The following is a 13,072-nucleotide window of genomic DNA, read 5'->3' as shown; positions in this document are numbered from 1 at the left end:
GGGCGAAGAAATGCCTCAGAAGCCCAGGTTGCGCAGCTGGCGCGGGTCCCGCTGCCAGTCCTTCGCGACCTTCACATGGAGGTCCAGGAAGACCGGCGTACCCAGCAGCGCCTCGATCTGCTTCCGGCTCTTGATGCCGACCTGCTTCAGGCGCTGGCCCTTCGGGCCGATGATGATGCCCTTCTGGCTGGGCCGCTCGATGTAGACGAACGCGTGGATGTCGAGGAGCGGCTTGTCTGCGGGGCGGTCCTCGCGCGGGAGCATCTCCTCGACCACGACCGCGATCGAGTGGGGCAGCTCGTCCCGTACGCCCTCCAGCGCCGCCTCCCGGATCAGCTCCGCGATCATGACCTGCTCCGGCTCGTCCGTGAGGTCGCCCTCCGGGTAGAGCGCCGGGCCCTCGGGGAGCAGCGGGACCAGCAGGTCGGCCAGCAGGTCCACCTGCTGGTCGGCGACCGCCGACACCGGCACGATCTCCGCCCACTCGAAGCCCAGCTCACGGCCGAGCTGGTCGATCGCGATGAGCTGCTCGGCCAGCGCCTTGCTCTCCACCAGGTCGGTCTTCGTCACGATCGCGATCTTCGGCGTCTTCTTGATCGCCGCCAGTTCCTTCGCGATGAAACGGTCACCGGGGCCGAGCTTCTCGTTCGCCGGGAGGCAGAACCCGATGACGTCGACCTCGGCCCACGTCGTGCGCACCACGTCGTTCAGGCGTTCGCCCAGCAGCGTGCGCGGCTTGTGCAGGCCCGGGGTGTCCACCAGGATCAGCTGCGCGTCCGGGCGGTGCACGATGCCCCGTACCGTGTGCCGCGTCGTCTGCGGCTGGTCGGCGGTGATCGCCACCTTCTGGCCGACCAGAGCGTTCGTAAGGGTGGACTTGCCCGCATTCGGGCGGCCCACGAAGCAGGCGAAGCCGGCGCGGTGCGCGCCCGATGCCTTCGACGGCACGGACGGCTCGGACGGCTCGGATGACGGGGTACGAACGCTCATGGCGCCCATTGTCCCTGATCCACGGAGACCCGCCGCACGCCGAGCCCCCGCACCGGCCCAGGGACGGCCTGGGAACACACCGTCCTCGGCCTTACGGCACACGCCCGGACCGGCATACGATCACGGCGTCCCGGTCCCGTCCTCCGTCGTCCCCTCTCCCGCGCAGAAGGTCAAAGCCAGGCATGAAGCTCATCACCGCGATCGTCAAGCCGTACCGCCTCGACGAGGTCAAGACCGCGCTCCAGGAACTCGGGGTGCACGGTCTGACCGTGACCGAGGCCAGTGGGTACGGGCGTCAGCGCGGCCACACCGAGGTGTACCGCGGCGCCGAGTACCAGGTCGACCTGGTGCCCAAGGTGCGGATCGAGGTCGTCGTCGACGACGGGGACGCCGATGCGGCCATCGACGCGATTGTTGCGGCGGCGCGGACGGGGAAGATCGGGGACGGCAAGGTGTGGGCGTTGCCTGTCGATGCGGTTGTGCGGGTGCGGACGGGGGAGCGTGGGCCCGACGCGCTCTGAGCTGGGCGCTCAGCTGTGAGTGCCGCTCGGTGTTGTTGGTTCGGTGCTGCGCCGTTGGGGCTGGTCGCGCAGTTCCCCGCGCCCCTTTGGGGCGCGGCCCGTTCGGGGCGTGTTTCTGCGGGACCTGATCACCAACACCGTCGCCACCGCTCCGAACACCACCAGCACCACCGCCATCAGCCACGGCAGCGCGAAGAAGGACACGCTCGCCGACTCCCTCGTGTCCTTGGCGGATGCCGTCAACGTGATGTCGCCCCAGTCGAGTTGGGGGGCGTCGTGCCAGGGTTCGGTGAGGTGGACGCGTTGGCCGGGCAGCAGCTCGGAGGGGATCTTGGTGAGGTCGCGGGTGAGGAGTGTGCGGCCGAACAGGCCCTGGGCCCGTAGTTCCACCCGGGGGTCGAGGGTGACGTTTCCCGTGTTGTGGAGGGTGTACGAGATCGTCGCAGTGCTGTCGCCGAGGCCCGGGACGAGGGGCTGGTCGTGGCTGATGCGGACCTTCTCCACGGCGAGCGCGGAGACGGCGGGACCGCTCACCCGCAGATAGACCCGCGCCCCGACCGCCCGCCGCACCCCGAGGGCCAGTGAGCCGTCGCCCTCGTCGATCCGTTCGTCGAGGGCTACCAACGCGCCCACGTGGTCGCCGGGTTCGGCCCGTTCGGGCACCCGGAGGGTGAAGGGCACGGTGACCGACTTGCGCGGGGGCACGGTGACCCGGGACTTCGCGGGCCGCGCCCAGGCGCCGACGCCCCGCTGCTTCTCGTCGAGGGTGCGTACCGCGAACCCGCCGTCGCGGGCGGTGTTGTAGGCGTCGGCCGCGTACAGCCGGAAGGTGAGCGGCTTGTCCGTCTTGTTGGCGACGGTGACCTTGTCCTCGACGGCCGTACCGGGATCGGCGGAGAGATAGAAGTACGGGCGCTGCGCCACGGCCGAGGCGGTGGGGAAGACCGACCAGCTGCCGTTGTCGGCGGCGCGGGCGGGCGCGAGCGCCAGGAGTGACGTACCGAGCACCGCCATCAGGAGTGCGAGAAGGGCGTACGGCTTGCTGCGTATCGGGAGCGACATCGGGAGCGACATGGGTGCGGACCCCCCACGGACGGGACGGCCGGAGCGGTCGGGCGGGTGCGCGCCCGGCCACCGGATGACGAACAGCCGTTCAGGCGAACGTTGTTCAGGTGAGCGTGAGGGTGAGTACGCCCGAGTACGTGCCCGGCGGGGTGAACGCCGGTACGTTCAGGGACAGTCCGGCGTCGACGGTGAACTCGCCGCCGGTGAGCGTGCCGTCGGGTGCGGAGGCCAAGGTGGCTCCCGAACTCCCCACGGCACCGGCCGAACCGGCCTGGCAGGTGCTGGGACTGCCGGCCTTGGTCGCACACGCCGGGGTCCAACTCAGCTTGCCCGCCTCGATCTTGGCGCCGGGACCGGTGAAGTCGGTGACCTTGCCCGTCAGTGACCAGCCCGCGGGGCCGCCACGGAAGTCCTTGACGGTCACCGTCTGCAGGGCTCCGTTCGAGGCCCCGCCGCTGCCGAAGTCGACCGCCGACAACTGGACGGCGTCCCCGGCCTGGGACATGGACAGCGTGCCCGCCTTGACGGTGGTCGTGAGCTTCTGACTGCCGTCGGGGATGGGCGTGTCGTCGATGACGACGTAGGCGGCGGGCGGGGAGCCCTTGGTGTCGCTCCACGCGCTGCCCTCGTACGCCACGACCCCGGTCGTCGTCTTGTCGTTGACGGTGAGCGTGCCGCTGAAGGCGCCCGCGGAGTCGGCGGTCACCGTCGCGGTGTCGGCGGTCTGGGTGGCCCCGGACCGGCCGGCGAGCGTGACCGTGGCGCCGGGGGTGAAGTTGGCGCCGTTCACGGTGACCCCGGCGCCCGGTGCCCCGGAGGCCGAACCCAGCGTGATGGCACGGGTGTTGGTCTGGGTCCCGTCCGTCGCCGTGATCGTCTCGGAGACGGGTGCGGGCGGGGTGATGAGCGTGCAGGGGGTGTCCAGCTCGAGGATGTAGCTGGTGTGGATGTTGTAGTCGCCGGGCGACAGGGTGATCGTGCCGGGCTGGGTGACCGTGAAGGTGCCGGTCATCTCGAAGGGCGGGAAGGCGCCCTTGCCGGGCACGGGGTCGTTCTTCCTGGGTCCGGCGACGGTGATGTCGCCGGTCTGCGCTCCGCCCAGGGTGACCTTCCCGGTGGGCGTCATGATGTCGGCGGGCAGCGCGAGGTCGGTGGGATTGCTGGCGGCCGGCTTGACCACCTTGTACGTCACGGTGACGGTGTCACCGACCTTGGGCGCGGTCTTGTCCACCGTGATCTGTCCGGTGGTCGTGCCGTCGATCGGCGGGATGCCCGCGATCGGCGGCGGCACACAGTGTGTGGCGTAGTCCACGGCGGCGGACGCCGTGGTGAGCGCGCCGGCCGGGACGGCCAGCGCACCGCCCGTGGTGACCGCGAGTGCGGTCGCCCCGAGCAGCGCGGCCCAGCGTCGTCTTCGGCCGGTCGAACCCATGGTTGCCTTGGTGGCCATGGTTGCCCCCTCTGAGGGATGCGGGCGCAGCGGCTCGTCTGCGCCGACCGGGGGCCATTGATGTGCAGGTTGTGTGAGAAGTCAATGCAATCTCACCAAATAACGGGGCGCCGTTCAAAGTGAACTGACGGACCATCAGTTCACTGGCGGGCGCCCGTGCGTTCCCAGTCGGAAACGGCCGGCGCCGCCGCGAGGCGAGCGACGCCGGCCGTTACGTGGAACGGTGCGGGGAGGCGGACCGTCACTCGTAGACGAACGGTCCCGGTGACTGGTTTGCGGTCGGCGTGCAGGTCACGCTGATGCCGAAGATCACCATCACGAGGCTGCCGCCGCCCGCGTCCAGGCTGTCGCCGGGGGCGACGGTGCCGGTCAGCGGGCCGACGATGACGGGGGAGCCGGTGGGTATGGCCGGGTTCCTGGTCCCGGTGAAGACCGTGGTGCCGCTGGTGCCCTTCCTCATGGTCAGCGTGGAGGTGATCGAGTCGGCGGCGAGGTCGAGCGGGGCCGCGATCGCCGAGGTGACGGTGATCGTGGCGGAGGTGCCGGTCTGGACGGTGCTGAGGGTGGCCGCACCGCCACCGTAGAGACCGCAGTTGAAGTTGACAGTCGCGGAGGTGGGGACGACTGCCGCGGCGGCGGGCGCGAACGCCAGCCCGGTCACGGCGAGCGAGCCCGCCGCGAGTACCGCACCGATACCGAGTCGTCTGCGCGCAGACGGACGTGCTGTCTTGCTGGTCATCGATCGGATTCCCTTCCCTGGTACGGGAATTGCCATGTGGGGAATTGCGATGTGGGGGGTCGACGGGCGGGTGCGGTCAGCCGCGGGGCGGGTGCGGGGCGCCGCGCGGTGGAATCTGACGGTCCGTCGGAAGAGCGGGTTCCATTGATGCGTGGGTTGCTCGCGATTGCAAGAGATGCCGTACGGGTTCTTCGAGCGGCGCCGAAAGTGGCCGAAGACATTCGCTGCACGTCGCGTCGGCGCTTCTCGGCCGAGGCAGGCATCTGTAGCCCGTCCGGCGTTCGAGGACGAGGCCGTTCAGGCCGAAGCGGGGGCCTGGGGGCGGCAGCCCCCAGAGACGCCCGCCCCAGCCGACCTCACCCCGCGGACACCGTCACCCGGACCACCCCGTCCGGCGCGGCCAGGTGCACCGGGGTCTCGGGCCCGCCCAAGTCCCGTACAGCGGCCAGGTCTTCCGCCGGAACGCCGTCGGCAACGCTCACGACGGCCGCCGCCTCCAGCGACTTCGCCCCCGACGCCACCGCCATGGCCACCGCGGTCCGCAGCGCGCTCAGCTTCAGTGAGTCGAGGGCCACGGTCCCGGCGACATACGTACGTCCGGTCTCGTCCCGTACGGCGGCCCCCTCGGGAACGTCGTTGCGGGCCCGGGCGGAGCGGGCGAGGGTGACGATCTTGCGGTCCTCGGGGTCGAGGTCGGGCGCGTTGCTGTCGGTCATGCCACGAGCATACTTAGGGGTTTGTCCCGACCCGGGCGGACCTGCAACAAGGAAGTCACACAAGAAGAGGTATCAGGCACGGGCGATCAGGGCATGACCCAGGAACCGCGAGCCATGAGGAGGCGTTATGAACCGCCAGACCCGCATCCGCGTCACCCGTCGGCCCAGCGCTCCTTCGCCCCGCGACCTCCCCATCGACCGCAGGACACCCTCGGGCCGCATCCTGCCGTACTAGGACCAGAGCCGGTCATGGCCAGTCATGGCCGGTCGAGCCGCAACCGCTCCGCGCGCGGCAGACCGGCCACCACCAGGTCGTACGAGTCCTCGATCAGCTCGCGCACGAGCTGATCGGGCAACTCCCCGTCGACCGTCACGGTGTTCCAGTGCCGTTTGTTCATGTGGTACCCGGGGATGATCAGCCCCGGGTGCTCGGCGCGCAGCCGGATCGCGTCCTCCGGGCCGCACTTCAGATTGACCTTCAGGGGCCTGTTGTCCGTCCAGGACAGGGCGAACATCTTGCCCAGCACCTTGAAGACGGAGATCTCCGGGCTGAACGGGAAGTCCTCCACAGCGGAGTTGAAGGACAGACAGAAGTCACGCAGCTCCTGCGGAGTCATGCGCCACCCCCCTTGTCCGCCGTGCTCTTCGCCTCCGCCTCTTTCTCCTCCTCCGGCGACCCGGCGGCGTCGACCGGCTCCACCAGCACCGTCACGATCTTGTTCCGCCGTCCGGCCGCCGCCTCCGCCGTGAGCCGCAGTTCGCGCCCGTCGGGCAGTTCTACGACGGCCGAGGCGCCGGCGATCGGTACGCGGCCCAGCGCCTTCGCGAGCAGCCCGCCCACCGTCTCCACGTCCTCGTCGTCGTACTCCTCCAGGCCGTACAGCTCGCCGAGGTCGGTGATGTCGAGGCGGGCCGTCACGCGGTGGCGCTCGTCGCCCAGCTCCTCCACGGGCGGGAGTTCACGGTCGTACTCGTCGGTGATCTCGCCGACGATCTCCTCCAGGATGTCCTCGATGGTCACGATGCCGGCCGTGCCGCCGTACTCGTCGATGACGACGGCGACATGGTTGCGGTCGCGCTGCATCTCGCGGAGCAGATCACCGGCGTTCTTCGTGTCCGGTACGAAGGCGGCGGGCCGCATCGCGGTCGACACCAGCTCGCTCTCCGCGTCCCGGCTGATGTGCGTCTTGCGGACGAGGTCCTTCAGGTACACGATCCCGACGACGTCGTCCTCGCTCTCCCCGGTGACCGGAATCCGCGAGAACCCGGAGCGCAGCGCGAGGGTGAGGGCCTGCCGGATCGTCTTGTACCGCTCGATGACGATCAGGTCCGTACGCGGGACCATGACCTCCCGTACGAGGGTGTCGCCCAGCTCGAAGACGGAGTGCACCATGCGGCGCTCGTCGTCCTCGATGAGGGACTCGGCCTCGGCCAGGTCGACCAGCGCGCGCAGCTCCGCCTCGGAGGCGAACGGCCCGCGCCGGAAGCCCTTGCCGGGCGTGAGCGCGTTGCCGATGAGGATGAGGAGCGACGGGATCGGCCCCATGACGCGGGCGAGCGGCAGCAGGACGTACGCCGCTGCCGTGGCCGTGTTGAGGGGATGCTGACGCCCGATGGTCCGCGGCGACACCCCCACCGCGACATACGACACGAGCACCATCACACCGATGGCGACGGCGACGGCCTGCCAGGTCCTGTCGAACTCCTGGAGGCAGGCGTACGTGACGAGCGCGGCGGCTGCCATCTCGCAGGCCACGCGCACCAGGAGCGCCACGTTGAGATAGCGGGTCGGGTCGGCGGCGATCTGCGCGAGCTTGGCACTCCCGCGCCGGCCACTGCGTACCGCCTCCTCGGCGCGGAAGCTGGAGACGCGCGCGAGGCCCGCCTCCGCGCAGGCGGCGAGCCAGGCGACGACGACCAGCGCTATGGCACCGGTGACGAGTTGAGGGTTCATGACACGGTCGGGGCGGGCGACGGACCGGTCATCCCCTTCTCGCCGCGCCAGCCGTCGACGATGGCGGCCTGGAGGCCGAACATCTCGGCCTTCTCGTCCGCCTCCTCGTGGTCGTACCCGAGGAGATGCAGCACGCCGTGGACGGTGAGGAGTTGGAGCTCCTCGTCCATGGAGTGCTGGGTCTCGGCCTCCTTGCCCTGCTTCTCGGCGACCTCGGGACAGAGCACGATGTCACCGAGAAGCCCCTGCGGCGGCTCGTCGTCGTCCTTCGACGGCGGACGCAGCTCGTCCATCGGGAAGGACATGACGTCGGTCGGACCGGGCAGGTCCATCCACTGGATGTGGAGCTGCTCCATGGCGTCGGCGTCCACGACGATCACCGAGAGTTCGGAGAGCGGGTGGATGCGCATCCGTGCGAGCGCGTAGCGGGCGATGTCGAGGATCGCCTGCTCGTCGACCTCGGTTCCGGACTCGTTGTTGACGTCGATCGACATGGTGCTGGCTTGTCTACTTCCGCTTGTTCCGGACGCCCTTGTGGGTGCCGTTCTCCGTACCGTTCTCGCTGTCGTACTTCTCGTACGCGTCGACGATACGGCCGACCAGCTTGTGCCGGACGACATCGTGGGAGGTGAGCCGTGAGAAGTGGACGTCCTCAAGGCCTTCGAGGATCTCCTGCACCTGCCGCAGACCGGACTTCGTCCCCGTCGGAAGGTCGACCTGCGTCACATCACCCGTGATCACGATCTTCGACTCGAAGCCGAGGCGGGTGAGGAACATCTTCATCTGCTCGGCGGAGGTGTTCTGAGCCTCGTCCAGAATGATGAAAGCATCATTCAGGGTCCGTCCCCGCATGTACGCCAGCGGCGCGACTTCGATCGTCCCCGAAGCCATCAGCTTCGGGATCGAGTCCGGGTCGAGCATGTCGTGCAGCGCGTCGTACAGCGGGCGCAGATACGGGTCGATCTTGTCGTACAAGGTGCCCGGGAGGAAGCCGAGCCGCTCGCCCGCCTCCACAGCCGGCCGGGTCAGGATGATCCGGCTGACCTGCTTGGCCTGCAGCGCCTGTACGGCCTTCGCCATCGCCAGATACGTCTTGCCGGTACCGGCCGGGCCGATGCCGAAGACGATGGTGTGCTTGTCGATGGCGTCGACATAGCGCTTCTGGTTGAGGGTCTTGGCCCGGATGGTGCGGCCCCGCGAGGACAGGATGTTCTGGGTGAGGACCTCGGCCGGGGTCTCCTGGCCGTCACCCTCCCCGTTGCCGCTCGCTCTGAGCATGGCGATCGAGCGTTCCACCGCGTCCTCCGTCATCGGCTGTCCGGTGCGGAGCACCAGCATCATCTCGTCGAACAGCCGCTGGACGAGGGCGACCTCGACCGCTTCGCCAACGGCGTTGACTTCATTGCCCCGGACATGGATGTCGACCGCCGGGAAGGCCTTCTCGATCACGCGCAGGAGGGCGTCGCCGGAACCAAGGACGGTCACCATGGGGTGCGCGGCCGGGACGGTGAACTGCGCTCGTGCCTGCCCCCGCGCAGGGGGCTGAGCTGTGGGTGTCTGAGTCATGGGCCGGCTCGTAGGCCTGCACGACCTCCTCGATGAGGCTCGCTTACCACGTGGGTAGCCTTCCGCTCCCAGCCTACGACGGTGCACTGACAACGCCGTAGGGGTTTTGCTCACGGTCCGGTGTACGTGTGCGGGTGCGGGTGTGTGTGGGCACTCACGCCGATCTGCCGAAGCCGATCGTCGGTACGGCCCGGCGCAGCGGCCAGGGGCGCGGTCTCGCGGTCCTGGGCACCAGGTCGGCCAGGAACGCGTACCGGCGAAGGGCCGCCGGGTCCTGGTGCTCGTACGACTGGATCTCGCGCCACCAGGCCCCGACCTCGGACCAGCCGGGTGCGGAGAGGGAGCCGCCGAAGTCCTGGACGGAGAGGGCGGCGGTGAGGCCGGCGAAGGCGAGGCGGTCGGCGAGCGGCCAGTCGGCGAGGGTGCCGGTGACGAAGCCCGCGACGAAGACATCGCCGGCGCCCGTGGGGTCGAGGGCCTCGACGGCGATCGCCGGGACCTCGGCCGTCTCGCCGGTCCGCCCGTCCACGGCGTACGCGCCCTCCGCACCGAGGGTGACGACGGCGAGCGGTACGTGATCGGTGAGCGCGCGGGCGGCTGCGCGGGGACAGCCGGCGCCGGTGTAGCGCATCGCCTCCTCCGCGTTGGGCAGGAAGGCCTCGCAGTGCTCCAGGTCGGCGAGGCCCGCGAGGTCCCAGCGGCCGGTGTCGTCCCAGCCGACGTCGGCGAAGATCCTGGCTCCCTTGCGGGCTGCCTGGGCGATCCAGGGGGCGCGGACACCCGGGGTGAGCGAGGCGACGGCCGCGCGGGCGTGCGGCGGGCAGTCCGGAGAGGGTTCCTCCGGGGGCGGCTCGTGGCCGTGGGAGACCATCGTGCGCTCGCCCTCGTACGCCATCGAAACCGTGACCGGGGAGTGCCAGCCGGGGACCGTGCGTGACGTGGAGAGGTCGATGTGCTCGCCCTGTTCGAGGGCGTCCCAGCAGTACTCCCCGTAGTGGTCGTCCCCGAAGGCGGCGGCGAGGGAGGTCTTCAGGCCGAGCCGGGCGAGTGCGGTGGCCATGTTGGCGACCCCGCCCGGGCTGGACCCCATCCCGCGCGCCCAGGACTCGGTGCCGCGCACCGGGGCGGAGTCGAGCCCGGTGAAGATGATGTCGAGGAAGACCGTGCCCGTCAGATACACGTCCCACGGCGGATCGTGGGGCGCGCGCAGGGCGGCCAGGGGATCGACCTGGGCCTGACGGTAGGAAGATCCCTCTCCGGTGGACGCGGTGGACGCGATCACGGTGCGCTCCCTGACGATGGTGCGGATCAGGCCAGTCTGCACCACCCCACTGACAGCAGCCCGTCACTCCACTCCGGAGGGCGCTCACGATCCGGCGATGGGCGCGGTCCTCGCCGCCGGCCTGCTGCTGATCGCGGTCCCGATGACAGCCGTGGCGCTACGCACCCCGTCCCCGTCCCGAGCCCTGACACTCACCACGGTGAAGGCCACCGAGCAGTACCGCCCGGTGGCCTGACCACACCGGGCCGAGCGGCGCGGGCGAAGTCGGGTGCGCGCAGCGCCCCGACAGGGGCGCGGGGCTGTGTCGATCTGCGGCTCCGCCGCGTGGGCGCGACAAGCCCCCACCGGCCCGCAGCCAACGAACCACATGTCCCGCCGAGCACTCACCGCGTGAACTCGTACGCCTCCACTTCGGAGAGATACCGCGCCCGCCGCTCCTCGTCACCGTCCAGGAACGACGCCAGGAACGAGTTCCGCGCCAGCTCGCGGAGCCGCTCCTCACCGAGGCCCAGGGCCTCCCGTACGGCCCCGAAGTTGTCGCCGACGTATCCGCCGAAGTAGGCGGGGTCGTCGGAGTTGACGGTGCAGAGGAGACCGGCGTCGAGCATCGCGGGCAGCGGATGCTCGGCCAGGACGTCGACGGCCCGCAGCCGTACGTTGGACAGCGGGCAGAGCGTCAACGGCACCCGCTCCCGCACGAGCCGCGCGACCAGCTCCGGGTCCTCCATACAGCGCAGCCCGTGGTCGATGCGCTCGACGCCGAGGATGTCGAGGGCCTCGGTGATGTACGAGGGCGGCCCCTCCTCACCGGCGTGCGCCACGCGCCGCAGCCCGAGCCCGGCGGCGGCCTCGTACACCTCGCGGAACTTCACCGGCGGATGCCCGACCTCGGCGGAGTCGAGCCCGACACCGGCGATCCGGTCGAGGTAGGGGCGGGCCGCGTCCAGGGTCTCCATCGCGGACGCGGCGGACTGGTCGCGCAGGAAGCACATGATGAGCTGAGTGGAGATGCCGTGGGCGGCTTCACTGGCGCCGAGCGCCCGCCACAACCCCTCGACGACGGTCCCCATTCCGACCCCCCGGGCGATGTGGGCCTGCGGATCGAAGAAGATCTCAGCGTGCCGTACGCCCTGTTCTGCCGCCCTGGCGAGATAGGCGTTGGCGAGATCCGCGAAGTCCTGCTCCGTGCGCAGGACGGCCATCAGCTCGTAGTACAGGTTCAGGAAGGACTGCAGGTCCTCGAAGAGATACGCCTTGCGCAGCTCTTCGGTGTCGGCGTACGGCAGCACGACGCCGTTGCGCGCGGCGAGCGCGAAGGCCAGCTCGGGTTCGAGGGTGCCTTCGATGTGGAGGTGCAGTTCGGCTTTGGGGATGGACATCAGGGAATCGTACGACCGGACTACCGCCGTTTCGGAACCGGCACCCTCAGCAGATCATGCGCGACGGTCAGCTCACCCTCGTACCCGGCCGCCCGCGCCTGCCGCTCGAACTCGTCGGGGTCGGAGTAGCGCTGGCTGAAGTGGGTGAGGACGAGATGCCGTACGCCGGCGTCCCGGGCGACGGCTCCAGCCTGACCGGCGGTCAAGTGCCCGTGGTCGTAGGCGAGTTGCTGATCCTCATCGAGGAAGGTCGACTCGATGACAAGCATGTCGCAGTCAGCGGCGAGCGCGTGGACGCCCTCGCACAACCGGGTGTCCATGACGAAGGCGAACCGTTGCCCCCGCCGCAGCTCGCTGACCTCGTCGAGGGTGACGGACCCGAGGGAGCCCTCGCGCTGAAGGCGTCCGACGTCCGGCCCCTTGATCCCGTGCGCGGCGAGCAGTTCGGGCAGTATCCGGCGCCCGTCGGGCTCGACGAGGAGATAGCCGTACGACTCGACGGGGTGGGAGAGCCTCCGGGCTTCGAGCCGGTAACCGCCCGTGGTGGCGAGCACCCCACCGTCCCCCGCGACCGGCACCTGCCCGATCTGGACGGTCTCGCGATAGGCGGTGGCGTATCGCAGCCGGTCGAAGAACTTCTGCCCGGAGCGGGGGTAGTGCGCGGTGATCTCGTGCGGGACACGGTCGAGGTTGATGCGCTGGATGACCCCGGCGAGCCCGAGGGAGTGGTCCCCGTGGAAGTGGGTGACGCAGATCCGGTTGAGGTCGTGGGCGGCGACCTCGGCGCGCAGCATCTGGCGCTGGGTGCCCTCGCCGGGGTCGAAGAGGATGCCCTCGCCGTCCCAGCGGAGGAGGTAGCCGTTGTGGTTTCGGTGCCGGGTGGGTACTTGGCTGGCGGTACCGAGAACCACCAATTCACGTCCGGACAAGGCGCGTTACCCCGTCAGCCGGGCGGCCACTGCATGCCGCGTCCGCCGAGGAGGTGGACGTGGGCGTGGAAGACGGTCTGGCCGACGCCGCTGCCGGTGTTGAAGACGAGGCGGTAGCTCTCGAGCTTCTCCTCGGCGGCGATCTGGCCGGCCTCGCGCAGCACGTCGGCGGCGATGGCGGGTTCGGCGGCGGCGAGGGAGGCGGCGTCGGGGTGGTGGACCTTGGGGATCACCAGGATGTGGGTCGGCGCCTGGGGGTTGATGTCCCGGAAGGCGACGGTGGTGTCTGTCTCCCGGACGATCGTCGCGGGGATGTGCCCCTCGACGATCTTGCAGAACAGACAGCTCTCGTCCGCCATGCGTGTGCCTCCTCACGCTCACCGATCATTACGCCCGGCATCGTACCGATGACAGACCTCACTCGCCCCCGCCGCCCCTACCCGCTGGGTATTCAGCCCCTCCGGCGTTTGAGGAGCGGGGG

General features: G+C 69.9%; 15 protein-coding genes. 2 read left to right on the top strand and 13 right to left on the bottom strand.

Annotated elements, in window-relative coordinates; translation table 11 throughout:
• Positions 1-15: 15 nt before the first annotated feature.
• A complete protein-coding gene (gene era, locus LUX31_RS34310; RefSeq protein ID WP_235479195.1) occupies positions 16-999 on the bottom strand; it encodes a GTPase Era in 984 nt (327 codons plus the stop codon).
• A gap of 173 nt (positions 1,000-1,172) precedes the next feature.
• On the opposite strand from era, the gene LUX31_RS34305 reads away from it, so the two are divergent.
• A complete protein-coding gene (locus LUX31_RS34305; RefSeq protein ID WP_235479194.1) occupies positions 1,173-1,511 on the top strand; it encodes a P-II family nitrogen regulator in 339 nt (112 codons plus the stop codon).
• A 9-nt stretch (positions 1,512-1,520) separates the two neighbouring features.
• Here LUX31_RS34305 and LUX31_RS34300 read toward each other — a convergent pair whose 3' ends face one another.
• The 9 genes from LUX31_RS34300 to LUX31_RS34260 all read right to left on the bottom strand — a co-directional run bounded on the left by LUX31_RS34300 (position 1,521) and on the right by LUX31_RS34260 (position 10,283).
• Positions 1,521-2,525 (bottom strand): WxL protein peptidoglycan domain-containing protein, encoded by a 1,005-nt coding sequence (locus LUX31_RS34300; RefSeq protein ID WP_235480152.1) that lies wholly within the window; start codon positions 2,523-2,525, stop codon positions 1,521-1,523.
• 154 nt (positions 2,526-2,679) lie between these two features.
• Positions 2,680-4,008 (bottom strand): WxL domain-containing protein, encoded by a 1,329-nt coding sequence (locus LUX31_RS34295; protein WP_235480151.1) that lies wholly within the window; start codon positions 4,006-4,008, stop codon positions 2,680-2,682.
• A 259-nt stretch (positions 4,009-4,267) separates the two neighbouring features.
• The gene (locus LUX31_RS34290; protein WP_235479193.1) at positions 4,268-4,765 is read right to left on the bottom strand and encodes a hypothetical protein; all 498 of its coding nucleotides are present in this window, start codon (positions 4,763-4,765) and stop codon (positions 4,268-4,270) included.
• 356 nt (positions 4,766-5,121) lie between these two features.
• Complete coding sequence (locus tag LUX31_RS34285) at positions 5,122-5,481, bottom strand: cytidine deaminase (RefSeq protein ID WP_235479192.1); 360 nt, start codon at positions 5,479-5,481, stop codon at positions 5,122-5,124.
• Positions 5,482-5,738: 257 nt separating this feature from the next.
• Positions 5,739-6,098: an MmcQ/YjbR family DNA-binding protein gene (locus LUX31_RS34280; RefSeq protein ID WP_235479191.1), complete on the bottom strand. Its 360-nt coding sequence runs from the start codon at positions 6,096-6,098 to the stop codon at positions 5,739-5,741.
• On the bottom strand, positions 6,095-7,435 hold the full coding sequence (locus LUX31_RS34275; RefSeq protein WP_235479190.1) for a hemolysin family protein: 1,341 nt from the start codon (positions 7,433-7,435) through the stop codon (positions 6,095-6,097). Before LUX31_RS34275 ends, LUX31_RS34280 begins: the two co-directional genes overlap by 4 nt.
• Positions 7,432-7,929, bottom strand: a complete 498-nt coding sequence (ybeY, locus tag LUX31_RS34270; RefSeq protein WP_235479189.1) for an rRNA maturation RNase YbeY — start codon at positions 7,927-7,929, stop codon at positions 7,432-7,434. Before ybeY ends, LUX31_RS34275 begins: the two co-directional genes overlap by 4 nt.
• Positions 7,930-7,942: 13 nt before the next feature.
• Entirely contained in the window at positions 7,943-9,001 is a 1,059-nt protein-coding gene (locus LUX31_RS34265) for a PhoH family protein (protein ID WP_235479188.1), read from the bottom strand.
• 154 nt (positions 9,002-9,155) lie between these two features.
• On the bottom strand, positions 9,156-10,283 hold the full coding sequence (locus LUX31_RS34260; RefSeq protein WP_235479187.1) for a carbohydrate kinase family protein: 1,128 nt from the start codon (positions 10,281-10,283) through the stop codon (positions 9,156-9,158).
• Here LUX31_RS34260 and LUX31_RS34255 point away from each other — a divergent pair.
• Positions 10,270-10,518: a hypothetical protein gene (locus LUX31_RS34255; protein WP_235480213.1), complete on the top strand. Its 249-nt coding sequence runs from the start codon at positions 10,270-10,272 to the stop codon at positions 10,516-10,518. The genes LUX31_RS34260 and LUX31_RS34255 overlap by 14 nt on opposite strands.
• A gap of 148 nt (positions 10,519-10,666) precedes the next feature.
• On the opposite strand, the gene LUX31_RS34250 is transcribed toward LUX31_RS34255, so the two are convergent.
• Genes LUX31_RS34250 through LUX31_RS34240 form a run of 3 tightly spaced genes read right to left on the bottom strand, consistent with a single transcriptional unit; the run spans position 10,667 to position 12,950 of the window.
• Positions 10,667-11,662, bottom strand: coding sequence for an adenosine deaminase (locus tag LUX31_RS34250; RefSeq protein ID WP_235479186.1), 996 nt, complete (start codon positions 11,660-11,662; stop codon positions 10,667-10,669).
• Between the two features lie 20 nt (positions 11,663-11,682).
• On the bottom strand, positions 11,683-12,591 hold the full coding sequence (locus LUX31_RS34245; protein ID WP_235479185.1) for a ribonuclease Z: 909 nt from the start codon (positions 12,589-12,591) through the stop codon (positions 11,683-11,685).
• Between the two features lie 14 nt (positions 12,592-12,605).
• Positions 12,606-12,950, bottom strand: a complete 345-nt coding sequence (locus LUX31_RS34240; RefSeq protein WP_235479184.1) for a histidine triad nucleotide-binding protein — start codon at positions 12,948-12,950, stop codon at positions 12,606-12,608.
• Positions 12,951-13,072 lie beyond the last annotated feature (122 nt).

The organism is Streptomyces sp. GQFP (assembly GCF_021545335.1).
Lineage (GTDB): Bacteria > Actinomycetota > Actinomycetes > Streptomycetales > Streptomycetaceae > Streptomyces.
Note: the sequence above shows the minus strand (reverse complement) of the source record. Positions and strands in the feature narration are given on the sequence as shown.